The following is a 24,263-nucleotide window of genomic DNA, read 5'->3' as shown; positions in this document are numbered from 1 at the left end:
ACCGTGGACCCGAACCGCCTGACGCAGAAATCCCAGGAGGCCCTGCACGACGCGCAGACCAAGGCGCTGCGCTTCGGGCACACCGAGGTCGACGGGGAGCACCTGTTGCTGGCGCTCCTGGAGCGCCCTGAAGACCTCGCGCCCCGCCTCCTGCGCCAGGCCGGAGCGGACACCGACCGCCTCAAGGCGGACCTGGAGGCTGAGCTCGAACGCCGCCCCAGAGTGAGCGGCCCGGGAGCGGCACCTGGCCAGGTCTTCGTCACCCAGCGCCTGTCCCGCCTGCTCGACACGGCGGAGCGCGAGGCGCGGCGGCTCAAGGACGAGTACGTATCAGTCGAGCACCTGTTGATCGCCCTGCTGGACGAGGGCTCGCAGACCGGGAGCGGACGCCTGCTGAACGCGCAGGGCGTCACCCGGGACCGGTTCCTCCAGGCGCTCACCGCGATCCGGGGCAGCCAGCGGGTGACCTCCGCCATGCCGGAGGTGGCCTACGAGGCGCTGGAGAAGTACGGTCGCGACCTCGTCGCCGACGCCGAGGCGGGCAGACTCGATCCGGTGATCGGCCGTGACGGCGAGATCCGGCGGGTCATCCAGATCCTGTCCCGCAAGACGAAGAACAACCCCGTGCTGGTCGGCGATCCGGGCGTCGGCAAGACGGCCATCGTCGAGGGGCTGGCCCAGCGCATCGCCCACGGTGACGTTCCGGAAGGGCTGAAGGACAAGACGGTCTTCAGCCTCGACATGGGATCGCTGGTGGCCGGCGCCAAGTACCGCGGCGAGTTCGAGGAGCGGCTCAAGGCCGTACTGAACGAGGTCAAGGCCGCTGAGGGACGAATCCTGCTCTTCGTGGACGAGCTGCACACCGTGGTGGGGGCCGGCGCGACGGAAGGCGCCATGGACGCCGGGAACATGCTCAAGCCGATGCTCGCGCGCGGCGAGCTGCACATGATCGGCGCCACGACGGTGCAGGAGTATCGCCTGCACATCGAGAAGGACGCCGCCCTGGAGCGCCGCTTCCAGCCCGTCCTCGTCGACGAGCCCACCGTGGAGGACGCCATTTCGATCCTGCGCGGCCTGCGCGAGCGGCTTGAGGTGTTCCACGGCGTGAAGATCCAGGACAGCGCCCTGATCGCGTCCGTGGTGCTCAGCCACCGCTACATCTCCGACCGATTCCTGCCCGACAAGGCGATCGACCTCGTGGACGAGGCGTGCGCCATGCTGCGCACCGAGATGGACTCGATGCCCGCGGAGCTGGACGAGCTCACCCGGCGCGTCATGCGCCTGGAGATCGAGGAGGCCGCGCTGTCCAAGGAGAGCGACCCGGCCAGCAGGACCCGGCTGGAGGACCTCCGCAAGGAGCTGGTCGACCTGCGGGCCGAGACCGACTCCATGCGTGCCCGCTGGGAGGCAGAGCGCCAGGCCGTGCGGAAGGTACAGGACCTGCGGATGGAGATCGAGAACACGAACCGGCTGGCCGAGCAGGCCGAACGCGACTACGACCTCAACCGCGCCGCCGAGCTGCGCCACGGCAAGCTGCCCGAACTCCAACGCCGGCTGCAGGCCGAAGAGGAGCGTCTGGCGGCCAAACAGGGCGGCCGGCGGCTGCTCAGGGAGGTCGTCACCGAAGAGGAGATCGCCGCGATCGTCTCGCGCTGGACCGGCATCCCGGTCAGCCGCCTCGAAGAAGGGGAACGCGACAAGGTCCTGCGCCTGGACGAGACCCTGCACGAGCGCGTCGTCGGACAGGACGAAGCGGTGCAACTGGTGGCCGACGCCATCATCCGCGCCCGCTCCGGCATCAAGGACCCGCGGCGCCCGATCGGATCCTTCATCTTCCTCGGCCCGACCGGCGTCGGGAAGACCGAGCTGGCCAAGGCGCTCGCGGAGGGCCTGTTCGACACCGACGAGAACATGATCAGAATCGACATGAGCGAGTACCAGGAGCGCCACACCGTCAGCAGGCTCGTCGGCGCGCCCCCCGGGTACATCGGCTACGAGGAGGGCGGCCAGCTCACCGAGGCGGTACGGCGTAAGCCGTACTCCGTGGTGCTCTTCGACGAGATCGAGAAGGCGCACTCCGACGTGTTCAACACACTGCTCCAGGTGCTGGACGACGGGCGCCTCACCGACGCGCAGGGCCGTACGGTCGACTTCCGCAACACCGTCGTCATCATGACGTCGAACATCGGCTCCCAGTACCTGCTCGAAGGCGTGACACCCGACGGGGAGATCAAGCCGGAGAACCGCGACAGCGTCATGGCGGAGCTTCGGCGGCACTTCCGCCCGGAGTTCCTCAACCGGGTCGACGACATCGTCCTGTTCAAGCCGCTCACCGAGCCCGAGATCGAGCGCATCGTCGACCTGATGTTCAACGACATCAGAACCCGGCTCGCCGACCGCCGCCTGTCACTGGAGGTCACCGAGAACGCCCGGCGCTTCATCGCCGCCCAAGGCTTCGACCCGGTGTACGGCGCCCGCCCGCTCCGCCGGTTCATCGCCCGCGAGGTGGAGACGCGCATCGGCAGAGCCCTGCTCAGGGGCGACATCGAAGACGGCTCCCTGATCACGGTGGACGAACGCGACGGCGAACTCGTCGTGACGTATTGAGCGGTGATGGCGAGATGCGCTTCGACGTCATCGTGGAGACGCCCCGAGGGTCTCGGAACAAGTACGAGATGGACCTCGACCGGCAGCGGATCAGGCTGGACCGGCTGCTGTTCACCGCCACCGCCTACCCGTACGACTACGGCTTCGTGCCCGACACCCTGGCCGAGGACGGCGACCCGCTGGACGCGCTGGTGCTCGGCGAGGTGCCGACGTTCCCCGGCTGCGTCATCCGGACCCGCCCCGTCGCGGTGTTCTGGATGCGCGACGAGCAGGGACCCGACGCCAAAATTCTCTGCGTGCCGGCGGATGATCCCCGCTTCGACCAGTACCAGGACATGGATGACGTGCCGGTGCACGTACGAGGTGAGATCGGGCATTTCTTTGGCGTCTACAAGGACTTGGAGCCGGGGAAGACCGCCGACGCACGCGGATGGGAACCTCGTGAGTGCGCCGAGCGCCTGGTCGAGGAGGCCGTCCATCGCTTCCGGAAGGGCGGGCAGGCACACTACCTCCGGAACGGGTAGAACCCCGGCATGATCGGGTCGCTGCCTTCGCCCGGACAAGCAGCCGGGCGAGGTGAGGGAGTGCCCTGACGTCTACCCGGAGGAAGCGGACGGCTCCTCATCGACGGATTGGTCCGGCCGTCGCTGCGACCACCGCGCGAGAGCCAGCGCGGCGACCAGCACGAAGGCGCCCCCCACGTACACGGCCAGCTCCGCGAGCCGCTCACGGTTCTCGGCCGAGGTCACCGGAATGGACAGCCTGACGACCACCGACAGGATGTGCCGGACGATCGCGATGATGCCGACGATGATGAACGGTTCCAACTGGAGGCGGCCACCCTCCAGGTGGGTCTGAACCGTCACGAATATCTCTAGAACGATCAGAACGAGGAGAAGCTCCTCAAGGACGATGATGATCTTCTCTGCTCCGGCCGAGTCATCTCGCAGGACCGTGAAACCCATCACGGCCAGAATGGCCACCCCGACACCAAGCAGCACAAACGAGACCAGATAGAGGATCACGTGCTCGGCGGCGACCAGGAAGTTCAGCAGTCGCGTGTTCGCCGGTCGGCGGATCATCGGGTGCGCTGAGGAATCGGCCCTGGACGAAGGCGTGTCCGGCTGGTTCTCCATTGGTCAACCTGGAATCCGATCCGGGGTGAGGCGCGAGCAGTCGGGAGCGACCGTGACGGTCTTGACATCAGGCGCCGGCCTCACGGCTGTCGGAACGACCTGGGCTGTCACCGCCATCTTCCCCGCAAGCAAATCAGGATAATCACGATCTACGCAGGTCAGGGGCACCGTCTCGGCGAGACCGTGGGTCAGGCTCGCCGCATCGGGAGAAGCAGGGCGGGGATCAGCGCGAGGGCGGTGAAGGCCAGAACCCACCAGAAGGTGTCCGCGAAGGCGGCGGCCATCGCGCCGGGGTGACGGGTCGCACGGTCCTGCAGGATCGCCGCCAGTACGGCCGCGCCGACCGACGCGCCAATCGTCTGGACCATGGTGATGGCGCTGGTCGCACTCGGAATCACGGTGGATGGCAGCCCCTGGTAGGCGGCGGCCGAGACGGGGACGGCGACGGCGGCGATCCCGACGCCCCAGACCAGCAGCGAGGCGGCCAGGACCAGGTCGTGGGTGTGCGCGGCCACCTGCGTGTAGGCGAGGGCGCCGAGCGTGGTGACGGCGATTCCCGTCAGGACGACCGGACGGGCGCCGATGCGGTCGGTGAGCCTGCCGACGTACGGCAGGGCGAGCATCGTGCCGAGGCTCTGGGGGGCCAGGAGCATACCGGCGGTGAGTGCGCTGTGGCCGCGGACCTGCTGGTAGTACAGGGGGATCAGGATCAGCGCTCCGAAGATCGACAGCCGCGACACGAAGTTGAGTGCCGAGGCGGCGGCCAGTGGCCGGTGGGCGAACAGGCGCAGGTCGAGCAGCGGGGCCGGGGTGCGCAGGGCGTGCCAGATGAAGGCGGCCAGCAGGACCGTACCGGAGACCAGCAGGAGTGGGCGGCCGGTCTGGGACAGACCGTAGACGATCAGGGCGAGGGCGGGGGACAGCAGCGCCATGCCGGGCAGGTCCAGGCGCCGGAGTTCCCGTCGGCCGTCGTCCGGAATGCCGCGGCGGGAAAGCAGCAGCGCGATGAGGCAGACGGGGACATTGAGGTAGAAGATCCAGCGCCAGTCGCCGCTGTCGATGATCAAACCGCCGAGCAGGGGGCCGACGATGGGCGCGACCTGCGCGGGCATGGTCGCGATCGCCATCACCCGCCCGCGGCGGTCAGGGCCGGCGGCCTGGACGAGGATCATCATGCTCAGCGGCACGATCATGCCGCCGCCGACGCCCTGCGCGATCCGGAACATGATCAGGCTGCCGACCGACCAGGCGGCTCCACACAGTGCCGAACCGACCAGGAAGACGGTGAGCGCGAACAGCCACATGGTCCGGGTGCCGAACCGCTCGGCCAACCGGCCGGTCAGGGGGATGACCATCGCGATGGAAAGCAGATACGCGGTGCTGACCCACTGCGCCGTGACGACGGAAGTGTGGAAGGCGCGGGTCAGATCGGCCAGCGCCACGTTGACCATGGTCATGTCCAGCATGGCGGTGATGGTGCCGGTGACGACAACAGCACTGAGCTTCAGTACGGCGCTGTCGAGACGCGTGGCAGTCGAGGTGTCGCTCATGAACTGCACTATACCGTGCAGTGTAACTGACCACTACACTGCACGGTATAGTGGGCTCCTGGGAAGGAGTCAGCCATGTCGAACAGCCAGCCCACACTCCGTCAGGGGTCACCGGCCAAACGCGTCGCGATCGTGCGAGCGGCGCTCGAAGTGTTCGTGCGGGAGGGGTACGCGCGCGCGAGCGTCGACGCCATCGCCGCCAGTGCGGGCGTCTCCAAGCGCACCATCTACGACTACTACGGCGACAAGGAGCAGTTGTTCCTCTCGACTCTGGAAGAGACCAAGAGCGCGCAGGCGGCGGCGTTCCAGCAGCTGCTGGACCGCACCCTCGGCCAGGTCGACGACATCGAGGCGGCGCTGACCGTCTTCGGCCGCGAGTTCGCCGCCGAAGTCGCCCGATCGGCGGAGCGTGCCGCCGTGATGCGCCTGATGATCGCGGAGGTGTCGCACTTTCCAGCCCTGCTGGCGCCTACCTCCAACAACCACACCGTCCAGCACGCTCTCGCTGACCGGCTGGCCGAGCTGCACGACCAGGGGCTGCTCGACATCCCGGACCCGATGGAGGCCGCCGAGTTCCTGGGCCTGCTGGTCACCGGCCGGGTGAACCACCGCACCTGGTACGGAGCCGTGCAACTCGACGACGCCGAGATCGACCGCCTGGTCGCGGGCGGCATACGGATCTTTCTGCGCGCGTACCGACGAGCCGAGTCAATGCCGGAAAGGGTGGACAGATGAGAAAACTTATCGAGTCGACGTTCGTGACGCTGGACGGAGTCATCGGGTCGCCGGAGAAGTGGGGCTCGCCGTACTGGGACGAGGAGCACGCGGAGTACGGCGAGAGCCTCTTCTCCTCCTCTGACGCCCTGCTGCTCGGCCGCGAGACCTACGAGGCGTTCGCCCAGGTCTGGCCGAAGATGGAGCGGGCCGAAGGCGATTACGCCGCCCGGATGAACGCCCTCCCCAAGTACGTAGCCTCCCGGACCCTGAAGGCGGCCACCTGGAACGCCACGATCATCGAGGGCGACGTCGCCAAGGAGGTCGCCAGGCTGAAGGAGAAGCCCGGCCGGAACATCCTGAAATACGGAACCGGCGAACTCGACCGCACTCTCCTGGAGCACCGGCTCGTCGACGAGTACCACTTCTGGATGTTCCCCGTCATCGCCGGCAGCGGCCAGCGCCTCCTCGACGGACTCGACACCACCCACCTGAACCTGGTGAAGACCACGCCCTTCGCTTCCGGCATCGTCGTGCTCACCTACGCCCCGAAAGAGTAGCGAGCGCGACATCGCGCCGGGCGATCCACGACCCGTCCGCATGACAGGACGATGAATACGATTTTGAGGGTATCGGCCGGAGAAGCCCAGGCTCAGGCCGTACGCGCGAGTTCTGCCCCCCAATCGGTGAGGCTGGCGTATTGCATAGGAAGGTTTCCTATTTAATACTGCGATCAGCGCAGCATAGCCGTGTCGCGCAGAGCTCCACCCAGCCCAGCGGCGCGCTCCGGCATGCCCCGCCGCCTTCCATCCCGGAGGTCCCCATGTCCCGTCGTGTCGTCGCGCTCGCCACCGCCGCGCTCGCCTGTCTCGGCGCGCTCGCCGTCTCCGCCGTACCCGCGCAGGCCGTCCGTTCCGCGGGCAACATCGAGGTCGTGTACAGCCCGCTCTCGCTCGGCGAGTACTGCGTGGCCCAGGTCAACTCCTTCTCCACCATCGGCTTCTACAACGGCGGCCTGAGCTGCCACCGGTGGAGCGGCACCGGCCTGACCTACACGGGCAGCGGGAGCCCCTCCGCCGCATGCGTCTACTTCAACCCCACCTACACCTACACCGGCTACGCCCAGGGCGGCAGCCAGGCGCTGATCTGCAAATACTCGGTCTGACTGCCACCGGCGGTCATTAGCGTCGTGGATCAACGCCTCAATCGCCCTGGGGCGAGGACGGCCTGTGGCCGAGGAACTCGACGACGGCGAGCAGCAGGAGGACGGCGAGTGCGAGCAGCGCCACCACCAGGCCCGTGGGACGGTTCCAGAACACGAAGACCACGACGGCGGCCAGCACGATGGCGACCCTGAGCAGCGTGCGGTTGCGATACACCCACTCACCGAACCTGCCGGTGGGCAGGCGCGCACCGGCCCGGCTCAGCCCGCCCGACAGTGCCGACCTGGTACGAACGGCGGTGGCGGACGGGCCGGTGCAGAACGCCCCGAGCACCACCACCAGGCCCAGCACGAGCAGCATGCGCATACTGATCTTGAGGAACGTGATCAGCGCGTCGAACACCTCGGCCGCCGCGGGCACCGACAGGCTGTTGGCGGAGACCGCGCTGAGGTAGACGTTACGGCCGATCGCCAGCGCGGCGGCGAGCACGAGCATCCCCGCCACCAGGCCGAGACCGACCCCCAGCAGCGCCCGCCGATGGTTCTTGGCGACGTAGACGCCGACCGCCGCCAGCACCAGCATGAGGATGGGCAGCACCCATTTCAGGGTGGTCAGCCAGGTGTAGGCGGTTTGCGCCTTGAGCAGTTGCGGGCCGGAGAACAGCTCGATCGAGGTGTGGATCTCCGGGATCGAGGCCGCGATTCCGAGCCCGGTATTCACCAGGCGCTGCTTCACCCTCTCGATCAGTGGGGCCAGATCCAGGGTGACGGTGTCGCCCGCCACCTTCAGCGCCTGGCTGCCCTGACCGGACAGCACGGCGTTGAGCTGCTTGCTGGCGGCGCGGTTGGCCTCGACCCACACGGTCTTGAACGCGTCGCTCCGTACGACTGCCGTGGCCTGCTTGCCGACAAAGCCCTCGACGCCGGCCGCCAGCGCGCCCGACAACCCGTTGAGTTTGTCGCCGACCTTGGGTGGCAGCCCCCTGGACTCCAGCGCTCCCACCACCTCGTCCACAACCCTGGGCACATTGAGAAATTTCATGATCTCGGTGGTCACGCGGGTGGCGACGGCGTTCTGGACGGCCGGGTCCGTGGCCAGCGGGGTGACGTTCTCGACGTACCGCTCGGTGTCGGTCACCTCGTTGGCCGCCCACACCCCCACCAGGGAGAGCGGGGCGAGCACGGCGGCGAGCGTGATCAGGATCGCCGACAGCACGCTGCGCCAGCGCTGCGCCGCGGGCCGCTGGAGCTCGGCCACCTGGGCGCGCAGGCGCTCCAGCTCCGCCCGCTCCTCCGCACTGAGATCGCCGGCCACGAGTCAGCCGGTCATCTCGGGAGCAGGCACCGGCGTACCGCCGCGCGATCGACTCATGAGGGGTGCTTTCCACCCGCTCGTCCGCCCCCAACCCGCCCTACGCGATCATGACCATCTCCGGACCCAATCGTTCACCAAGGGGAGTCAGGTCGTGCGGCTGGCCCTGTCGAGGCCGTCGAGGACGAGGTCGAGCCCGTACGCGAACTCGTCGCCGAAGTCGTAACCGGGCTGCAGGACGTGCTCGACGGCCATCTCGGTGAGGTGCGGGTACTCACCGGAGGCGAATCCCGCCATGATCGCCTGCGCGACCTTCGCCGTGTCCTTCGCGGTGCCGAACGGCAGGTTCTTCTGCTGCAGAGCGAATCCGTAGATGTAGCTGTCCAGGGCGGCGACCGCGTGGGCGGCCAGCGCGATCGAGAACCCGGCGCCCCGCAGTGTTCCGATCACGGCGTCGTGGTGTCGCAGCGTCGCGGGTCCGGGCGTGGACCGCGACTCCATCCGCCCGATCGCCCAGGGGTGACGCGACAGGGCCGCGCGCACCGAGATCGCCCGCTCGCGCATGGCCGTCTTCCAGTCGACCCCTTCGGCTGCCAGCTCTATCTCGCCGAAGACGGCATCGATCATGCCGTCGAGCAGATCGCCCTTGTTGGCCACGTGGTTGTACAGCGACATCGCCTCGATGCCGAGTTTCTCGCCGAGCTTGCGCATGGTGAGCGACTCGATCCCATCCGCGTCCGCCAAGGCGACCGCGGCCCGCAGCACCCGGTCGCGGTTGAGCCGGTCTCGGCGCCCGGCGCCCGGGTCGATCATCCGCATCCTTCAGTCTCTCACCCTTGACTTACTTACGACGTAAGTGTACGACTTACAACATAAGCTTACAACGTAGGGAGATCCCGATGGGAGCCGAGCGTCACGTCCAGCCGGCGCAAGCCCGACACGCGGCCGCCGAGGCACCGACGATGAAGGCGATCGTCCAGGACCAGTACGGCGAAGCCGAGGACGTCCTGCGCATGGAGGAGATCAACCGGCCCGAGATCGGGCCCGACGAGGTGCTGCTGCGTGTCCACGCGGCCGGCGTGGACCGGGGCGTCTGGCACATCATGACCGGCCTCCCGTACCCGATCCGCCTGATGGGCTACGGACTCCGCACCCCCAGCACCCGAGTGCGCGGACGCGAGGTCGCCGGGCGAGTCGAGGCGGTCGGCGAGAACGTGACCACGCTGCACCCCGGCGACGAGGTGTACGGCATCGGCGAGGGCTCCTTCGCCGAGTACGCCCCCGCCCGAGCGGACAAGCTCGCGCCCAAGCCGAAGAACCTCACCTTCGAGCAGGCGGCCGCCACCCCCATCTCGGCCCTCACCGCCCTGCAGGGTGTTCGCGACAGCGGACAGGTCCAGTCCGGCCAGAAGGTGCTGATCATCGGCGCGTCAGGAGGCGTCGGCACCTTCGCCGTGCAGATCGCCAAAGCGTACGGAGCCGAGGTCACCGGCGTGTGCAGCACCACGAAGGTGGACCTGGTCCGGTCCCTCGGCGCCGACCACGTCATCGACTACACCCGCCACGACATCACCGACGCCGGGCAGCGGTACGACGTCATCCTCGACAACGGCGGGAACCGTTCGCTGACCCGCCTGCGGCGCGCCCTCACCCCCCGCGGGACGCTCGTCATCGTCGGCGCCGAAACGGGCGGACGGTGGCTCGGCGGCGTCGACCGTCTACTCCGGGCGCCCATGATGTCCCCGTTCGTCGGCCAGAAGCTGCGCACGCTCACGAACTCGGAGAACGCGCGGGACCTGACCGTCCTCACCACACTCATCGAATCCGGCGCGGTGACTCCGGCCGTCGACAGGACCTACCCGCTGAGCGAGACCCCTGCGGCCATCCAGTACATGCGGCAAGGCCACGCCCGAGGGAAAGTCGTCGTCAACGTGTGACGGCGTTCAGTCGATGCCGTGGGGGCAGAGGAAGTCCCTGATGCTCTGCTGCGCGCTCAGGACGAGCGCGGGCGCGGTCGTCGTGCCGCACATTCCACTGCCGGGACGAGGGCGCGCTTGGGGTCTGCTGTGCGTCCGGTTTCCCCGCTGAGGTCACCGCGAACACCACGCCGATGGCGACGACGGCCGCCACGACTGCCGAAGCGCTCCACAACGGTACGGTCAGGCGGCTCGCGTGCTCCGGCCGTACAAGAGCCTGCGCGTCGCCCGGGCGCGGGGCGGAGAGTCGCGCGAGGAGTTCGTACGCCGAGGGTCGGGACCCGCGGTCCTTGGCGAGCGCGGTACGCACCAGGTCGCGGGTCGCTGTGCCGATCGGCGTCACGGTGAAATGGGCTCCCTTGACGCGAAAACGACCCCGGCGGTTGAACACCGGGGCCGTCCCTTCCAGGCCGTCGCACGTGAGAGCGCACGACCCACACACCACGCTACATCCGACCAGAACCCATTTTCCAGTCGGCCGAGGAGCTTCTTTCGTGGCGACTCTCCTGGCGCGATCCGACCAGCACATTCATCCTGACCAGAAGCCGGTCATGGGAACCTTAATCGCGTATCTATGGGGTTCTTGAATGCGGGCTTACTGCCTTCGGTAAGTCTTAGGTGGATGATTGAAGATCTGTTGAAGGATGTACAATTGGTTTTGCCGAGGATATCTCGAACGCCGGCAATCAAGTCGACGCCGTCTGAGGCGTTCCACCACTGCGGCCCAATCAGCCGAGACGGCCGGTCGATCATGACAAGGCAAGCCACTTCACTCCAGGCAATTCCCGCCACTCGTGTTCCACCGAAACCTCCAGCCGAAGCATCCGCCGTACGGCTGAGCCTCGCGTCCGCGCGTGGCCACGTGGGGCCCGTGGACGGGGCTTGGTGGCCCCGCTCCACCGACGCCGCGGCCGAACTTCCGGCTCTGATCGCAGCCGTCGACCAGCGACAGGGGGAGATGACCCTCCGAGTCGGGCTGCAGGTGGACGCCTGGGACAACATCCCGCACCGGATCGCGGCTCCCGGCCGAGTGGTCAGAGTGGGATGGTTCCGGTCCATGGATGGACGGCTGGTCACTCTGAGCATCAGGGGAAGGCAAGAAGGCATCACGCTTCAGGTGATACCGCCGCAGGCCACGGCGGTGTCGGCGAGGAGCGCGTTCGCAGCGGCCGTCGCGAGTATGAGCGGCGGGTCGTCCACGGGCATCGCCGCCCCAAGCATCACGCTGCGGGACCTTTCTCCGACGCCTCGGCCAGAACGGGACACGGGACAAGACGACTGGGAGAACGAAGGTGGGCAGTTCGATGCCCGCCAGGAGGTGTCGGCGGCGGCTGCCATCCGGTGACCCGTCTGTCACGTCGCCGTTGTGATCACCGCCCATAACGGGCTCTTCTGCCACGAGCAGATCATGCTGCCCGCGTAAGGAGCTCCCGGCTGGAGATCAGGTGGCGCCGAGCCCCGGCCCGAGCCGCGTCCCACCCGGTGGAAGCGACCGATGTCAGGAAACTCCCTCACCGCTGGTGATGACCGTCGGTGTTCTCCGACCGGACGGCGGATCGGCGCTGTCCAGCCAGCCGAGCCGGTGGGCGAGTTGTCGGGCAGCGTCGATGACGGCGGCCACGTGGGCAGGCGGGACGCCGGAGCGCCACAGGAGCGACCACGGGTAGTGGGTCACCGGTTCGATCAGGGGACGCCAGACGGTTCCCGGCCGGTTGGAGGTGCGGGAGGAGGAGGGGACGCAAAGCACGCAGCGGCGCTGGAGCACGAGGTCGGCGGCGGCACGAGTGCTCTCGACGGTTCCCTCGTAGACGGTGGGTGAGAATCCGGCCGAGCGGCACAGCTCGATGACGAACTGGTTGAACTCCGGCGCGTGGGTGTCCTCGCCGAGCAGCAGCGGTTCGTCGGCCAAGGAGGAGACGGGCACACCGTTCTGCGTGGCGAAGCGGTGATCGTCGGGGACCAGTACGCCGAGCGGATCGAGCCGGATCAGCTCGGAGGCCACCTCGGCAGGAGTCTGCGAGGCTCGACCGATTCCGATGTCCAGACGCCCGTCGGCCAGTTGCCGGTACTGCTCAGGGGTGCTGGCCTCGACCTGGTGAATCGTCAGATCCGGATGGCGCTGCTGGACGGCCCGCAGAATCTGCGGCATGGAGTCGTAGCCGGCGTCGATGATGCCGACCCGAAGCGTACGCGGAGCGGCGACTGCGTTGCGTGCGGCGTGCGCGGCCCGGCCCACGTGGTCGAGGATCTGGCGCGCCTCGACGAGGAAGACCGCGCCGGCCGGGGTGAGCTCGACGTGGTGGGTGCTGCGATTCAGCAGCCGTACCCCGAGCTCGCGCTCGAGCCGCTGCACCTGCTGGCTCAGCGCGGACTGCACGATGTGTTCGCGGGCGGCCGCGCGACCGAAGTGCAGCTCCTCGGCCAGCGTCACGAAGTAGCGGAGTTGGCGTAACTCCATGCCCGCCACCCCTTTCCGCCCGGGCGGCGCTGATGCGGACCGTCTCTCTTCACCTTAGGTCGCTCTCGCGATGGTCGGCGCACATAGGTCGGGTGAGCCGACCGAGATGGCCGGCCGCGTTTCCGCTCTCGATCCCTCTCCGAGATGTCGGACCAAACCATCTGTTCAGCAATGGTCATGCCTCTTCCAACTCGGTCAGACGGCTTGACCGTGCACGTAACACCATCGCCAGGTCGTCTCCGGGTCCAGCGCCACGACCACCGGGTGGTCGGTCTCCCGGTAGTGCTCTCTGGCATGACCGCCCGGCGAATCGTCGGAACAGGCCACCCACCCACACGTCAGGCACACCAGTAGACGTGCCCAGGTCAAGCCGGCCGCCAGGCACTGTCGGCATTCGGGTACCCCTCGCTCAGCGTTCGTGAGCAGGTCGAGGTGGTGGCAGCGTGGTGCCTGGCCGTTCGGACCGCTGTGCGCGGTCACCTTCATGCCATCTGCGTTCAGGGTCATGGCGACCCCCTCACAGCGACAGTGACGCCAAGTGCGCCGACTGATCAGTCATCAGTCAACGTGATCGGCAGGCTCGCGGAAAGGTCCAATCCCAGTAAGCCTCATCGCCGGCTGCGATCGCCGGTCTGACGCCACAGCCGGCTTGAGTTTCTGCGGGATGGCGCTCTGTCGCGCCTCCAGGCGAAGTCCGGGCGCCTCGTGCCAGCCGGTGAGCTCGAGCAGGCGTCGTACCTGCGGGGACGCCGACCGTAACGTCAGGACGTGGCCGCCTTGCAGACGGGCGGCGGCGTTGACCAGGGCGCGCAGCCCGCCGACGTCGATGAACACCAGGCCACTCAGATCGACGCAGAAGCTGCCGCTTCCCGCCGTCGAGGCCAGCGCCAGGGTCAGGGCGGGCAGGGTGACGCGGTCGAGCTCGCCCTCGATGCGCAAGCCCGTACGGTCGACGAGCGCGGTGATGCGCAGGAGCTGGTCGGCGGCCCTGACGGGCGTGAGCGCGATGACAGGGGGGCTGCTGGGGGCGTCCGTCGTGTTCATGCCGACTCCTCCGGGAGTGCGGGACAGGATGGCCGCGTGCGTGAGGCGGTATGAACACGTTGCGATGGCGCCAGCGTGAGCGATGCAGTGAGGTGCGGTGACCTGATCATCTAGCTAGCTCGACGGAGCGGAAACCACCAATCGCAACCAGGCCCATCACCAGCGGTGATCACCGGCCAGATGCTGCTGTGGCTGATGAGAGCGGCAGGCTGACACCCAGGCCCTCCGAGAGCACCGCCGTTGTCTCCACACCAGCGCGCGGCCGGACCGCGTAAGCCGGCGCGCTTTCGCTTACAGGTACTGACCTGCCTCGACGCTGTCTGTCCTCGACAGGCGCACCGACACCACGTTGGCCAAATTGACGACCACGCCGTTGATGTCGGCCTCACGGTCGTACCTCGCATGGGTCAACACCAGGCTGCGCCGCTCGTCCAGAGCGCGTGCGATCGCCGCTATCGCCTCCGGCTCACTATCGAAATCCCGGCTCACCACGGAGAAGTCCTCGCCACCCAGCGGGTGGAATCGCATGACCAGCAGGACGTTGTCAGACACGGTCGGCTCCCTTCGCCAGAATCGGAAGGGGGGTACGTGCCCAGTATGAAGGACCTAAGCAGATACCTCCACGACTGCCCTGCCGATCGGGGCCGCAAAGGGCCCAAGCCCAGGCGCGACTCCTTTCTTAGTTCTCGAAGAGTTCAGTGCAATACGAACTGTGACCTGCGGAAATCGGCGCAATAAGGCGTTCCTTCAACCTGCTTCCAAGCGAAATACCATGCGGCTGGTGCGCGAACACCCGGTCTTCCACGGAAGGTAGAACCGGCCCCATCCCGAAGACGGCGGGCTCGATTCGGAACTGGCCGACCACCTTCCCGCGCTGCTGTCCGCGTTCAGCCGCGCCTATGACGCCATCGCGACCGACGCCGGTGACCTGGTCAACCTGATGAACCTGATGAACGTGTTCGCCGAGGACGAGGTACGGGTCGCCGTGCGGGCAACCCAGTCGACACAGCTGCGGTTCGATCGACATCTAACAGTTCCAGGATTCTGAGGCGGCCTTCGATCACTCTCACGCGAGCGGCCGACCCGCTACTTTGGTGAAATGTCGACCGGTGAGCGTCCTCTGTCCGCTGAGGAGCAAGTCGTCATTCTGGCGCTCCTCGCGCAGGACTTCCCCGGCGCGGAGGAGCTTCGGGCTCAGGTCCCTTCGGCAGTCGTCACCGGACACTGCGGATGCGGATGCGCGACGGTGAATCTTCGCCCAGGAACAGGACCTCGCGCGCTCAACTCCCCTGTACAGGATGGCGTGCTGATCTCCGCCTATACGCGAGGACGCGGCGACGGTGTCCTGCTCTTCGTCGAAGACGGACATCTCTCGTGCCTGGAGATCTACGCCACCGAGGACGAACCGGCCCCACTCCCTCACCCCGAAGACCTCATCGTGGACCCACCAGACTCCTGGGGGTGATGTCCGCGTCGAAGTGCCGGTCCACCCGGCGATCGTGACTCTGACATCCTGCCTGCCTGGCCGGATCCGGTGGCTGGTGCTCGGCGGCTTATCCCTGGGGCTGGGTCTTCGGTATGCGGCGTATTACGTTGGTGCCCGCCCAGCGGTCATGAAGGGTTCGGTCATAAGAATCGAAGAGTGCGTACAGCCCGTCCACGATGAGGATGAGTGGCCCGACGGTCGGCACGATAGCGAGGAGCGGAAAGACCAGCGCACGGAGCGCCGCCTTCTTCGCCCCCGGCGGGTCCGTCGTGCCTGCGGAGACGACGCGAACGCGCAGCAGTCGCTTACCGAGCGTTCGTTGCCATAGGAGGTGCTGAACCCAGAAGTACAGGAACACCGCGGGGAGTACGGCGAGTCGTTCGGGGGCGTTGTTCACCTCGAACAGATTGATCCAGTTCAGGAGCCCGTACTCCAGGTTGATGGAGGGGAAGAAGCCGTCGATGTCGGTCAAGAACAGGATCGGCTGTACGACGAAGATGAGAACTGCGGCAACGATCAGGTAGTCGACCAGGATCGCCAGGAGTCGACGCCGTGCGGTACCTGGCTGTGGGCCGGTTCCCCGGTGTTCACGGTCGGCGCGTCGCATGGTCCATGACGCGAGAAGCACCAGCCCAGCCGCGGTCAGGAGGCAGAGTTGGGTGGTTCCCCAACTGCTCATCACCGTGGCGAACCAGTCCACGCTGAGAATGGGGATGGGGCCGTCGCAGGTGTCGGGGCCTGAATATACCGGGGTGAGAGGTTCGAGAACAGCGATCAAGCAGAGGACGCCCGCCACTCGTCGTCCCGCACTTCGAGGGTCTCCGCGGCCTAGGCAGGCGAGGAACCCGAGAAGGACCAGGGGGGCGGGGAGGGCCCACGCCACAATGCTTTCCAGGAAGTCGTCGAGATCGCCTCGAAGCGGGGCCAGCAGTGATCCTTCCCTGCTCCAACCTGCGCACGAGGAGATCGAGTACTCACCCGGCTGCAGCCGGAGGCGCCACTCCTCCCAGGTCGAGACGGCGGCGACGACCAGCGCCACCATCCACATCAGCAGCGCCAACCTCGACACCCGGGGGGAGTCCAGCAAGGTGATCCCTTTCGCGCATGGTCCGCGTAGATGCCGTGAATGGCGACGCGTCACCCGGGTCGGCGAGACGGTCGGGTAGGGACACCGGCGTCATCGCGTCGACCCGTGCGAGATCTACCGGTCGTGAGGAAGGCCCGGGAGCTAGATGTGCCAGTAGGCCCGCATGGGGCCTACCTGGATTCGAACCAGGTGAGAAGGAAGCTCTCGGATGGCCTCACGACCGGAAGGCGAGGAATGCGGGAAGGCTAGAGAGACTTTTTTCAAAAGTGAGAAGGAAGCCCTCCCATGGCCTCGCGATCTTCACGGTATCAGGCGGGGATCAACTCGTGCAGCGTCCCGGGGGTGTGGACGCGTGCGCCCGGCGGTAGGTCGTCCGGCGCCTGCAGCCCGATGTAGGTGGTGTGCTCAGCGCTGGAGCGCTTCGACCGCAGCAACTCGACCAGGTAGCGGACCCGCAGGTAGTCGCGTTCCGCGATCGAGCGCACCAGCAGGGAAGCGGTGGCCTGGTTGCCCTCCACCTGGTTGAAGCTCAGGTGCCCCTGCAGATAGAGGTGCAGCCACTTCACCCGCCAGCGGTCGTCGTCGCCGCGAAGGAAGACGAGCGGCAAGGCGATCCGGCCGGAGCCGCGAAGGTCGGACTTCATCCGCACGGTGCGCGGCTCGAACGGCCTGCCCTCCTGCGCGGCGTCCCTGGTCATGTAGCCGAAGAAGGCCTCGGCCGCCTCGTCGAACCGTTCGCCGGAGTAGATGTTGACCTGGGGAATGATGATCGGCTGGGTGGCGTCGGCGAGCCGGATGTCGATGAACTCCGACGCACCGTGGGGCGCCGGTGCCTCCGTGAGGTCGCCGGAGTACCGGGCGAAGTCGTTGGCGTAGTTCGTCCACGAAATGTGCGTCGCTTCGCCGTACGAGGCGTCGAGCATGAGCGCGGACAGGTCGTAGTCGGTGCGCCGCTCGGCCTGGCGCCAGTGGACGAAGAACCTGAGCAGCTCGCCGTCCACCGCCGACAGCGAGCCGCGCGGCAGCATGCCGAGCCCGGGAGAGACGGCCTTGCCCGACAGCGGCAGGGCGACGTCGAGCACGTCCGGATCGACGATCAGCTCGCCGGGATCGGGGAGGCGGCGGGCGATCTCCTCGTCCAGGATGGCGAGCGCCCGCGACAGGACCTCCTCCTCAAGCGGCGGGCGGGCGTCGACCGCCGTCCACGCCCTGCCGTACCGGTTGGCGAAGACGCGGCCGGCGGCGGGAGCGAATCGGTTCTGCAGGTGCTCGCGCAGCGACAGCAGGACCCGGCCGGAGGCATCCGCCGCGGCCTTCTGCGCGGCGTCCAGTACGGCCGACGCCGAAGGGCCCGTCCGCAGCAGGTGGTCGAGGCGGCGCAGCAGCGCGCCCGGCGCGTTCTCCAGAAGGTCGAGGGCGTCGGCGGTACGGCCCGCCGAAAGGGCGGCTTCGACACGGCTGTCGAAGCCGGCGGCCTCGCGCACACCCCTGGCCACCTCGAAGACGCCCGCGGCCTGCGGGAACTGCGGGTACTCATGAGGGTGCAGCCGCTCGCCGAGCCGCTTCCACTGCTCCCGGTGGCGCGGCACGTCACCGAGCTTGGCCGGGGAAGCGACGGTGTCCAGGGCCTGCAGCAGGGCGCGGCGCTCGGCGCGGCGGAACGAGCGGAACCTGGTGGGGGTGGCCAGCGTGACATCGCCGCCGGAGCAGCCGCAGGCCAGCCGGAGTACGTCGGTCACGGTGTCGACGAGCAACGGCTGCCCGGCGGCCAGCCGTACCTCGTTGATGACGGCCCGGTTCTCTCGCACCGGTACACGCTCGGGCTGGTCGGCGCAGAACGCGGCCAGCGCGCGCAGTGCCGCCAGATCCTCGGCGGCCAGCGGCACCTCCGAGCCCGCCAGCGAGAAGTAGAGCTCACGCGCCTCCCGCTCCAGGCTTCCGCCCAGCTCCAGCACGGTCACCCGGTCCCCGGCCAGCGGGATCAGTTCGGCGTGAGCGGCCAGCAGGTCGGCGTAGGTGTGCTGGTAGCGGCCGTAGCCCGGCAGGGTGAGGAGGTTGAGCGTCGGCGGCTGGACGCGCGCGGCGGCGACCGGGTCGAGCAGGGCCTCACGCAGCAGTCCGGCCCAGAACTCCAGGGTGTCGGGGACGTTCGCGGGGAAGTCGATGAAGTAGGCGTTGTGCTGGACGTGGTCGCCGACCAACCCGCGGACGGCGGCCAGGATCCGAACGCCGAGATCCACCACGGTCTCGCCACGCAACTCTGACAGGCGTTCGAGCAGCGCCACTGAGCACTTGAAGCCGACGCTCAACAGCGCGGCGTCGAGTTGGCGGGCGGCGGTCTCTCCCCAGCCCGGCGTGGAGCCGGCAGGTGCGTCGATGGGGACACGAAGCCGCCTGGCGATGACGAGACCTTCAAGATTGTCCACGAGCGCACCTTACAACCGAGACACGCGCGCGTTCTGCGGGTTTATTGGCATGCAGTCACCTCGTACCGCCAGCCAATCGTCGCACTCCTGAACGAGGAACGCGATCTTTGTAGAGCCAACCGTGTGGAGGGGCCCATGCCGCAGGACGTTGCTTTCGATCTGCCCTTTCCGCTCCGCGTCAGTGCGGATATGGAAGCTGTGGCGGCGCAGTACCGACGGAGCACCTCCGGGGTGGGCGGCGCGCGTCCCGGCGGCCGCCTTCCACAGCCCGCAGCTGAGGATCATGCGAGAGATCGTCATCGACATCACGCTGATGTGCAACGACGTGTACTCCCTGGAGAAGGAGGAAGCGCGCGGGGACATGGACAACCTCGTCCTCGTCATCGAACACACCCAGCACTGCCCCCGCGACCAGGCCATCGCCACGGCCCAGCGGGAAGTCCACAGACGCTGCACTTGCGCGTCCACGCACCGGAAATGCCGCTCATCCGGGACTCGTGGGCGCGTCAGTCATAGTCGGTCATCCAGCGGCATGCCGGCTCCCGCAGGTCCGGGAGGGGCACCCCGCGGGCCCAGCCAGGCAGCCGGTTGTTCGTCCATCGGGTACGGGCCAGCCGTTCCCGCAGGTCGTCGAGGTCGGTTCGGAACCGCCGAATGTCGTTGTCGCTCATGTTGATTGATTCTCAGCACCGGCTCGGCCCAGCGTGAGTAGCGAATTCGCCAACGACCGGCGGTTTCAGGACATCGTGGGATCGTCGCCGCGGTGCGCGAACGTTTCGCGGTACGTGATCGGGGCGACGCCGACGTGGCGTCGGAAATGCGGACGTAGAGTCGCGGCAGAGGAAAAGCCGCACAGTCGGGCGATCTCGTCGACCGGCAGATCGCTGGACTCCAGTAACTGCTGGGCGCGGATGACGCGTTGATGGGTCAGCCACGTCGCCGGCGCGCTGCCGATGATCTCGCGGAATCTCCGGTCATAGTTGCGCCTGCTCATGTGTGCCCGTTCGGCCAGGGCGCTCACCGGAACCGCGGTGTCGAGCCGGGTGAGCGCCCAGGCGATCGACTCGGCCACCGGATCTTCGAGGTCAGGTTCGGGTATCGGCGACTCGATGTACTGTGCCTGCCCGCCGGGCCGGTGCGGCGGCACCACCATGGCCTTCGCCAGCTGGTTGGCATCCGCCGCCCCCGCCATGGCGCGGATCAGATGCAAGCCGAGATCCATTCCGGCGGCGCCACCGCCGGCGGTCAGGACGTCCCCGTCATCGATGTAGAGGACTCTCGCGTCGACACGGACCTTCGGATACATCTCGGCCAGCCGAGCCGCCACCGCCCAGTGCGTCGTCGCGGGACGGTCGTCCAGCAGGCCGGCGGCCGCCAGCACGAACGTACCGCTGCACAATCCGGCGACCCGCGCGCCCCGCGCGTGCGCGGTACGCAGGGCCTCCAGCACTGGTTTCGGCGGACTCTCGGCCGCCTCCTGGCGCAGGTTGGGCACGATGACCAGATCGGCGGTCCGGATCGCCTCAAGATCTTGGGGGACCTCCCACGACAGCCCGCCCCCGGTGATCGCGGCGTCCGGCTCACCCGCGACGATTCGCAGATCCAGGTCGGGCAGACCACCGTAGTGCGCGGCGATGTCGAACACACCGAACGCGAAGGACATACTGCCGAGCAGCGCGCCGTCGAACACGACCACGACCAGCCGCCGAGGCGTCTTCGGCGCCGCGCGGCCCCGGTGGTCGGCGACAAAGGCGTCCGACAAAGCCTCAGTGCTCGTACGAGGCATTTCGGATTTCATTACGGCAAGGGTACGACGCCCCGTACATCGAGAGCCGTCACACCTGGTCCTGGCCGAGGTCGCCGGTGCGCACGTCCCACACAGCTCAAGCGTGCCGACCTCGTACGGGCCGTGCCTAGACGATGGTCTCCTTGCCGTCGCGTACCGCGAACTCGCCGGGGCTGGTGGTGCCGAACTGGGTTTGGCGCAGGGTGAGCGAGACTGCGCCGGAGCCGCCGGGGAGCACTTCCGCTTCGGTGATGCTGTAGGTGGCGGGGATGGCGTCGGCGAACAGGCGCTTGCCGTTCCCGACCACGACCGGGACCTGCAGGAGCCGGTAGGTGTCGATGAGCCCGGCGTCGTGCAGGGTGCGCGCCAGCTGCCAACTGCCGTGGACCTGCAGCTCGCCGCCGGGCTGCTCCTTGAGCCGGCGGATCTGCTCGATGATGTCGCCGCGCAGTACCGTGGTGTTGCCCCAGGCCGCGTCGGAGTCGGAGAGGGTGTCGCTGACGACGTACTTCTGCCAGGTGTTGAGGGCGGTGGCCACGATGTTGTCGGGTTCGGTCACCTGCGACCAGTAGGTGCGCATCATCTCGAAAGTCTTCCGCCCCAGCAGGAAGGCGTCGGCCTTCCTGAACCACCCGTCGACCGGGGCGAGCTGGCCGGCCGTACTGTGGGGGACGAGCCAGCCGCCGCGCTCGAAGTCGTTGCTCCGGTCCTCCTCGAACCCGCCCGGACCCTGCATGACGCCGTCGAGGCTGACGAAGGTGTGGACGCTGAGCTCCATGGCTTTTCTCCTTGAGCGAGATCACGTGTTGTTCTTGAGGTGCTGACTTAAGGATGCCGAGAGGGACTTACGGTCTTCTTTTCATTGACCTAAGCCCAGCCGGAAGTGCGAAGCGGCGGCCCCGGGCGGAGCCGGGTGCGACCAGCGTGCGCTCGACGCGGCCACGAGCAGGGTGAGGTGCCCACCGCGGCGACCTCGGCCCGCACACAGGCCCTCGGCCCCGCCGATAGCCGTTTTTGTCGCTGACGGACTCTATGCTTCCCGCCCATGAGCAGAGATGAGACCCCGGCCGTGCACACCAAGCGGGTGGATGTGGAGGTGGAGGACTGCGGTCAGGTCCATTTCGCCGATCAGAGGTATCGCGAGGCCCCCGACGGATCAGTGAACCATCCCGTTGGGACGATCATCCGAGGGGGGAGAGGCTTCATCACCCTGCGCGTCGCCCCTCAGTGGGGGACGGTGCCTTTCACGGTGGCTGTCGCTGATCGGGATCCGGGCGCTGACCTCGAAGGCTACGAAGACATCGTGGAGACCAGTTTCGAGTCCCCATCAGGCCAGGTCTTCCTGATGGGATGGCACATTGATTGGCACGAAGAGAAGGTGTGCAGCCTTCCTTCGTTACCTGCTGGTCCGGGAACATACCGCTTGCGGTACCACGTCCGAGGAATGGATGAAGAGCGCTGCTTAGTCGATGATCACTACCTTCAGATATGGCCTGCGCCACAGCATGATCCCGTCGTGCTGAAATCAAATGAGTGAATGCTTTCAGCACCATGAATGACCTAGCCAAGTCGACGGAGAAGAGAGCAAGCCGCACGGGCGGTAGTCCAATGGGCTGGAGATCCCCTTCCCGGCGTGTGATCATCGGTTCATGACGTTGATCAGAAAGGCCCATGCCGCGTAGGCGCCCCTCCGAGGTCCGCACGCGAGAGTCGACGTGCGGAACCCACAGAGCCTTGATCCACCAGGTCCCCGGTCTCACCTCCCGGCCCATGGCCGCGGTGATCGCCGTGGAACACACCCTTCTGTGGCCAGGCGAGGTGGCTGCCGCACTGCTGGCCTGGACGCGGGACGTGATACCCGGCACCACCACCCAGCTCTTGCCCCAGTGCTCATGCCTTGGGTGTTCGTGGGAGCCCGATCCGCGCGGAGAAGTCGAACGGATGCTCACCGCATTGCCGCGCTGGGCCAAGCCGTACCTCTACAGCCTGGTCCTGCCCATCGACAGAAGCTTCCTCGCCAGGACGTCACCGGACCCTCGTGCCTCACCTGATTGGCCGTGGTGGCGGCAACGGCGACGTCCGAATTTCTGGGATGACACCGGCTGACTGGCTATGTAGGTGAGGATTGGTACCAGCTGCCGGTCAAGCAGAGCTCCACCCGCTTGAGGCGGAAGCGGTGTCGGTGAGTTTCGGTACCACCGGTGTGGCATGCCTGGCCGGCTCGGCCCGTCAGCCCGCGGCCGTCCCGCCGCAGAAAACGTCCTTGACGAGCTTGTCCAGTGCCTTCGGGAACACCTGCGCTGGGTCGATTGCGGCGTCCCCGGTGGTAATCGAGGCGATCAGGGTCTTCTTGCCGTCGGGCGTGCTGTACATCAGCGCCCCGTAGCCCCCCACGCTGCCGTTGTGGTTGAGGAGGGTGCCGACGCAGTCCGGGCCCGTGTCCTGCACGTACAGCCCGAGGCCGTAGCGGCCGAAGAGGCCGCCGCTCTTGGGGTGCGGCTTGCGCATCTCGGCCAGCAGCTTGGCCGGGATGAGCTTGCCGCCGTTCAGCGCGGAGAAGAACGTGTGGAGATCCTGGGTGGTCGAGATCATGTCACCGGCGGCGGGCAGCAGGGAGGGGTTCTGGCGGGTGACGTCGACCACCTTCCACTGGCCGGCGTCCTCATACCGGTAGTAGCCGTGGGCGTGCGGCCCGGGGATGTCCAGCCGGGCGCCCGGCACCACGGTGCCCGACAGCCCGAGCGGCCGCAGGATCCGCCGCTTCATCTCCTCGGCGAGCGAGCGGCCGGTGACCTTCTCGATCAGCAGTTGGGCCAGCGTGTAGTTGGTGTTGGCGTAGCTCCAGCCCGTCCCCGGCTCGAACTTCGCCGGCTTGGACAACGCCAGCCGTACCAGCTCCTGCGGCCGGTATGTGTGGAACCGGTTGTCCACCCACTCTTTGCCCGCGCCGGGGATCCCCGGCACGTACTTCCCGTCGTCGTAGAACTCGCCGGTGTAGTTGAACAGCCCGCTGGTGTGCTGCAGCATCATCCGTACGGTGATCCGCCGGTCCAGCCCTAGCTTGGGCAGATAGCCGGCCACCGGGGCGTCCAGCCCGATCTCGCCGTCGGCCACCAGTTGCAACACCACGGTCGCGACGAAGGCCTTGGTGACGCTGCCCGCCCGGAACCGCCCGTTCGTCGGTGGCTTCGCGCTCTGGCCCAGCTTGCGCACCCCGGCGCTGCCGACCCACTCGCCCCGCTCATCGTTCACGCGCATCTGCATCCCGGCGTAACCGGCATCGATGAACTCCTGGATGGCCTTCTGCAGCTCCGGGCGATCCTGCCCGGCAGCGACCTTCGGCACGGCCGCGCTGCCGGCCACTGCGGGTGTGGCCGCCCCGGCCAGCAGCGCGGCCGCCAGCGCCGTAACCGCCACTCGCCGAGAGACCCGCGGCGTCCGGGCCCTGTTGTTCTTGACGGGGCGGAGGGATTCACTCATGGTCACTCCTCATTTCGCGATAGTACGTGTTTGATTCGA

General features: G+C 67.5%; 25 protein-coding genes and 1 pseudogene. 11 read left to right on the top strand and 15 right to left on the bottom strand.

The window, feature by feature from the left end; translation table 11 throughout:
- The first annotated feature begins 3 nt into the window (after positions 1-3).
- Complete coding sequence (gene clpB, locus ABZ911_RS32145) at positions 4-2,607, top strand: ATP-dependent chaperone ClpB (RefSeq protein ID WP_358064421.1); 2,604 nt, start codon at positions 4-6, stop codon at positions 2,605-2,607.
- Between the two features lie 14 nt (positions 2,608-2,621).
- Positions 2,622-3,131 (top strand): inorganic diphosphatase, encoded by a 510-nt coding sequence (locus ABZ911_RS32140; protein ID WP_358064418.1) that lies wholly within the window; start codon positions 2,622-2,624, stop codon positions 3,129-3,131.
- 72 nt (positions 3,132-3,203) lie between these two features.
- On the opposite strand, the gene ABZ911_RS32135 is transcribed toward ABZ911_RS32140, so the two are convergent.
- Both ABZ911_RS32135 and ABZ911_RS32130 read right to left on the bottom strand, forming a co-directional pair.
- Complete coding sequence (locus ABZ911_RS32135) at positions 3,204-3,743, bottom strand: phosphate-starvation-inducible PsiE family protein (protein WP_358064415.1); 540 nt, start codon at positions 3,741-3,743, stop codon at positions 3,204-3,206.
- A gap of 188 nt (positions 3,744-3,931) precedes the next feature.
- Positions 3,932-5,293, bottom strand: coding sequence for an MDR family MFS transporter (locus tag ABZ911_RS32130; protein ID WP_358064412.1), 1,362 nt, complete (start codon positions 5,291-5,293; stop codon positions 3,932-3,934).
- Positions 5,294-5,368: 75 nt separating this feature from the next.
- On the opposite strand from ABZ911_RS32130, the gene ABZ911_RS32125 reads away from it, so the two are divergent.
- The 3 genes from ABZ911_RS32125 to ABZ911_RS32115 all read left to right on the top strand — a co-directional run bounded on the left by ABZ911_RS32125 (position 5,369) and on the right by ABZ911_RS32115 (position 7,172).
- On the top strand, positions 5,369-6,028 hold the full coding sequence (locus tag ABZ911_RS32125; protein WP_358064409.1) for a TetR/AcrR family transcriptional regulator: 660 nt from the start codon (positions 5,369-5,371) through the stop codon (positions 6,026-6,028).
- A complete protein-coding gene (locus tag ABZ911_RS32120) occupies positions 6,025-6,567 on the top strand; it encodes a dihydrofolate reductase family protein (protein ID WP_358064406.1) in 543 nt (180 codons plus the stop codon). The genes ABZ911_RS32125 and ABZ911_RS32120 overlap by 4 nt, the downstream gene beginning before the upstream one ends.
- Positions 6,568-6,830: 263 nt before the next feature.
- Positions 6,831-7,172 carry a hypothetical protein gene (locus tag ABZ911_RS32115; RefSeq protein ID WP_358064403.1) on the top strand — a complete coding sequence of 114 codons (342 nt, stop codon included), beginning with the start codon at positions 6,831-6,833 and terminating at the stop codon, positions 7,170-7,172.
- Between the two features lie 37 nt (positions 7,173-7,209).
- Here ABZ911_RS32115 and ABZ911_RS32110 read toward each other — a convergent pair whose 3' ends face one another.
- Positions 7,210-8,484 carry a hypothetical protein gene (locus ABZ911_RS32110; protein ID WP_358064400.1) on the bottom strand — a complete coding sequence of 425 codons (1,275 nt, stop codon included), beginning with the start codon at positions 8,482-8,484 and terminating at the stop codon, positions 7,210-7,212.
- Between the two features lie 144 nt (positions 8,485-8,628).
- Positions 8,629-9,294: a TetR/AcrR family transcriptional regulator C-terminal domain-containing protein gene (locus ABZ911_RS32105; RefSeq protein ID WP_358064397.1), complete on the bottom strand. Its 666-nt coding sequence runs from the start codon at positions 9,292-9,294 to the stop codon at positions 8,629-8,631.
- Between the two features lie 86 nt (positions 9,295-9,380).
- Between ABZ911_RS32105 and ABZ911_RS32100 the strand changes: the two genes are divergently transcribed.
- On the top strand, positions 9,381-10,418 hold the full coding sequence (locus ABZ911_RS32100) for an NAD(P)-dependent alcohol dehydrogenase (protein WP_358064394.1): 1,038 nt from the start codon (positions 9,381-9,383) through the stop codon (positions 10,416-10,418).
- Positions 10,419-11,079: 661 nt separating this feature from the next.
- Positions 11,080-11,802, top strand: a complete 723-nt coding sequence (locus tag ABZ911_RS32095; RefSeq protein WP_358064391.1) for a DUF5994 family protein — start codon at positions 11,080-11,082, stop codon at positions 11,800-11,802.
- A 153-nt stretch (positions 11,803-11,955) separates the two neighbouring features.
- On the opposite strand, the gene ABZ911_RS32090 is transcribed toward ABZ911_RS32095, so the two are convergent.
- From ABZ911_RS32090 to ABZ911_RS32070, 5 genes are all read right to left on the bottom strand, one after another.
- Complete coding sequence (locus ABZ911_RS32090) at positions 11,956-12,915, bottom strand: LysR family transcriptional regulator (RefSeq protein ID WP_358064388.1); 960 nt, start codon at positions 12,913-12,915, stop codon at positions 11,956-11,958.
- Positions 12,916-13,110: 195 nt separating this feature from the next.
- The gene (locus tag ABZ911_RS32085) at positions 13,111-13,401 is read right to left on the bottom strand and encodes a UBP-type zinc finger domain-containing protein (RefSeq protein ID WP_358064643.1); all 291 of its coding nucleotides are present in this window, start codon (positions 13,399-13,401) and stop codon (positions 13,111-13,113) included.
- A 72-nt stretch (positions 13,402-13,473) separates the two neighbouring features.
- On the bottom strand, positions 13,474-13,959 hold the full coding sequence (locus tag ABZ911_RS32080; RefSeq protein ID WP_358064385.1) for an STAS domain-containing protein: 486 nt from the start codon (positions 13,957-13,959) through the stop codon (positions 13,474-13,476).
- Positions 13,960-14,250: 291 nt separating this feature from the next.
- Positions 14,251-14,511, bottom strand: a complete 261-nt coding sequence (locus ABZ911_RS32075; protein WP_358064383.1) for a hypothetical protein — start codon at positions 14,509-14,511, stop codon at positions 14,251-14,253.
- Between the two features lie 127 nt (positions 14,512-14,638).
- Complete coding sequence (locus tag ABZ911_RS32070) at positions 14,639-14,986, bottom strand: hypothetical protein (protein WP_358064380.1); 348 nt, start codon at positions 14,984-14,986, stop codon at positions 14,639-14,641.
- A gap of 72 nt (positions 14,987-15,058) precedes the next feature.
- On the opposite strand from ABZ911_RS32070, the gene ABZ911_RS32065 reads away from it, so the two are divergent.
- Positions 15,059-15,424 carry a hypothetical protein gene (locus ABZ911_RS32065; RefSeq protein ID WP_358064377.1) on the top strand — a complete coding sequence of 122 codons (366 nt, stop codon included), beginning with the start codon at positions 15,059-15,061 and terminating at the stop codon, positions 15,422-15,424.
- An 88-nt stretch (positions 15,425-15,512) separates the two neighbouring features.
- Here the strand turns inward: ABZ911_RS32065 and ABZ911_RS32060 are convergent, their stop codons facing one another.
- Together ABZ911_RS32060 and ABZ911_RS32055 are read right to left on the bottom strand one after the other, a co-directional pair.
- Positions 15,513-16,505: an RDD family protein gene (locus tag ABZ911_RS32060; protein WP_358064374.1), complete on the bottom strand. Its 993-nt coding sequence runs from the start codon at positions 16,503-16,505 to the stop codon at positions 15,513-15,515.
- Positions 16,506-16,840: 335 nt separating this feature from the next.
- On the bottom strand, positions 16,841-18,958 hold the full coding sequence (locus ABZ911_RS32055; protein WP_358064371.1) for a hypothetical protein: 2,118 nt from the start codon (positions 18,956-18,958) through the stop codon (positions 16,841-16,843).
- 121 nt (positions 18,959-19,079) lie between these two features.
- On the opposite strand from ABZ911_RS32055, the pseudogene ABZ911_RS32050 reads away from it, so the two are divergent.
- Positions 19,080-19,397 (top strand): annotated as a pseudogene (locus ABZ911_RS32050) (terpene synthase family protein); the annotation flags it as partial.
- Positions 19,398-19,464: 67 nt separating this feature from the next.
- On the opposite strand, the gene ABZ911_RS32045 reads toward ABZ911_RS32050, so the two are convergent.
- The 3 genes from ABZ911_RS32045 to ABZ911_RS32035 all read right to left on the bottom strand — a co-directional run bounded on the left by ABZ911_RS32045 (position 19,465) and on the right by ABZ911_RS32035 (position 21,522).
- The gene (locus ABZ911_RS32045) at positions 19,465-19,629 is read right to left on the bottom strand and encodes an epoxide hydrolase N-terminal domain-containing protein (RefSeq protein ID WP_358064368.1); all 165 of its coding nucleotides are present in this window, start codon (positions 19,627-19,629) and stop codon (positions 19,465-19,467) included.
- Positions 19,630-19,694: 65 nt separating this feature from the next.
- Complete coding sequence (locus tag ABZ911_RS32040; protein WP_358064366.1) at positions 19,695-20,654, bottom strand: helix-turn-helix domain-containing protein; 960 nt, start codon at positions 20,652-20,654, stop codon at positions 19,695-19,697.
- Between the two features lie 217 nt (positions 20,655-20,871).
- The gene (locus tag ABZ911_RS32035) at positions 20,872-21,522 is read right to left on the bottom strand and encodes a dihydrofolate reductase family protein (RefSeq protein ID WP_358064363.1); all 651 of its coding nucleotides are present in this window, start codon (positions 21,520-21,522) and stop codon (positions 20,872-20,874) included.
- Positions 21,523-21,789: 267 nt separating this feature from the next.
- Between ABZ911_RS32035 and ABZ911_RS32030 the strand changes: the two genes are divergently transcribed.
- Together ABZ911_RS32030 and ABZ911_RS32025 are read left to right on the top strand one after the other, a co-directional pair.
- Positions 21,790-22,281 (top strand): hypothetical protein, encoded by a 492-nt coding sequence (locus tag ABZ911_RS32030; RefSeq protein ID WP_358064360.1) that lies wholly within the window; start codon positions 21,790-21,792, stop codon positions 22,279-22,281.
- 233 nt (positions 22,282-22,514) lie between these two features.
- Positions 22,515-22,850 carry a hypothetical protein gene (locus ABZ911_RS32025; RefSeq protein ID WP_358064357.1) on the top strand — a complete coding sequence of 112 codons (336 nt, stop codon included), beginning with the start codon at positions 22,515-22,517 and terminating at the stop codon, positions 22,848-22,850.
- Positions 22,851-22,973: 123 nt separating this feature from the next.
- Here ABZ911_RS32025 and ABZ911_RS32020 read toward each other — a convergent pair whose 3' ends face one another.
- Positions 22,974-24,224, bottom strand: coding sequence for a serine hydrolase domain-containing protein (locus ABZ911_RS32020; protein WP_358064354.1), 1,251 nt, complete (start codon positions 24,222-24,224; stop codon positions 22,974-22,976).
- Positions 24,225-24,263 lie beyond the last annotated feature (39 nt).

The organism is Nonomuraea sp. NPDC046570 (genome assembly GCF_040645915.1).
Classification (GTDB): domain Bacteria; phylum Actinomycetota; class Actinomycetes; order Streptosporangiales; family Streptosporangiaceae; genus Nonomuraea.
This window is presented reverse-complemented; position numbering and strand designations above follow the sequence as displayed.

Excerpts from the sequence above, each read along its gene's own strand:
- ABZ911_RS32130 (WP_358064412.1), bottom strand. The coding sequence starts at position 5,293 with ATGAGCGACACCTCGACTGCCACGCGTCTCGACAGCGCCGTACTGAAG.
- ABZ911_RS32065 (WP_358064377.1), top strand. The coding sequence starts at position 15,059 with ATGTCGACCGGTGAGCGTCCTCTGTCCGCTGAGGAGCAAGTCGTCATT.
- ABZ911_RS32105 (WP_358064397.1), bottom strand. The coding sequence starts at position 9,294 with ATGATCGACCCGGGCGCCGGGCGCCGAGACCGGCTCAACCGCGACCGG.
- ABZ911_RS32020 (WP_358064354.1), bottom strand. The coding sequence starts at position 24,224 with ATGAGTGAATCCCTCCGCCCCGTCAAGAACAACAGGGCCCGGACGCCG.
- ABZ911_RS32030 (WP_358064360.1), top strand. The coding sequence starts at position 21,790 with ATGAGCAGAGATGAGACCCCGGCCGTGCACACCAAGCGGGTGGATGTG.
- ABZ911_RS32035 (WP_358064363.1), bottom strand. The coding sequence starts at position 21,522 with ATGGAGCTCAGCGTCCACACCTTCGTCAGCCTCGACGGCGTCATGCAG.
- ABZ911_RS32025 (WP_358064357.1), top strand. The coding sequence starts at position 22,515 with ATGGCCGCGGTGATCGCCGTGGAACACACCCTTCTGTGGCCAGGCGAG.
- ABZ911_RS32125 (WP_358064409.1), top strand. The coding sequence starts at position 5,369 with ATGTCGAACAGCCAGCCCACACTCCGTCAGGGGTCACCGGCCAAACGC.
- ABZ911_RS32070 (WP_358064380.1), bottom strand. The coding sequence starts at position 14,986 with ATGTCGATCGAACCGCAGCTGTGTCGACTGGGTTGCCCGCACGGCGAC.
- ABZ911_RS32045 (WP_358064368.1), bottom strand. The coding sequence starts at position 19,629 with ATGAGCGACAACGACATTCGGCGGTTCCGAACCGACCTCGACGACCTG.
- ABZ911_RS32140 (WP_358064418.1), top strand. The coding sequence starts at position 2,622 with ATGCGCTTCGACGTCATCGTGGAGACGCCCCGAGGGTCTCGGAACAAG.
- ABZ911_RS32090 (WP_358064388.1), bottom strand. The coding sequence starts at position 12,915 with ATGGAGTTACGCCAACTCCGCTACTTCGTGACGCTGGCCGAGGAGCTG.
- ABZ911_RS32115 (WP_358064403.1), top strand. The coding sequence starts at position 6,831 with ATGTCCCGTCGTGTCGTCGCGCTCGCCACCGCCGCGCTCGCCTGTCTC.
- ABZ911_RS32085 (WP_358064643.1), bottom strand. The coding sequence starts at position 13,401 with ATGAAGGTGACCGCGCACAGCGGTCCGAACGGCCAGGCACCACGCTGC.
- ABZ911_RS32100 (WP_358064394.1), top strand. The coding sequence starts at position 9,381 with ATGGGAGCCGAGCGTCACGTCCAGCCGGCGCAAGCCCGACACGCGGCC.
- ABZ911_RS32080 (WP_358064385.1), bottom strand. The coding sequence starts at position 13,959 with ATGAACACGACGGACGCCCCCAGCAGCCCCCCTGTCATCGCGCTCACG.
- ABZ911_RS32095 (WP_358064391.1), top strand. The coding sequence starts at position 11,080 with ATGATTGAAGATCTGTTGAAGGATGTACAATTGGTTTTGCCGAGGATA.
- ABZ911_RS32120 (WP_358064406.1), top strand. The coding sequence starts at position 6,025 with ATGAGAAAACTTATCGAGTCGACGTTCGTGACGCTGGACGGAGTCATC.
- ABZ911_RS32135 (WP_358064415.1), bottom strand. The coding sequence starts at position 3,743 with ATGGAGAACCAGCCGGACACGCCTTCGTCCAGGGCCGATTCCTCAGCG.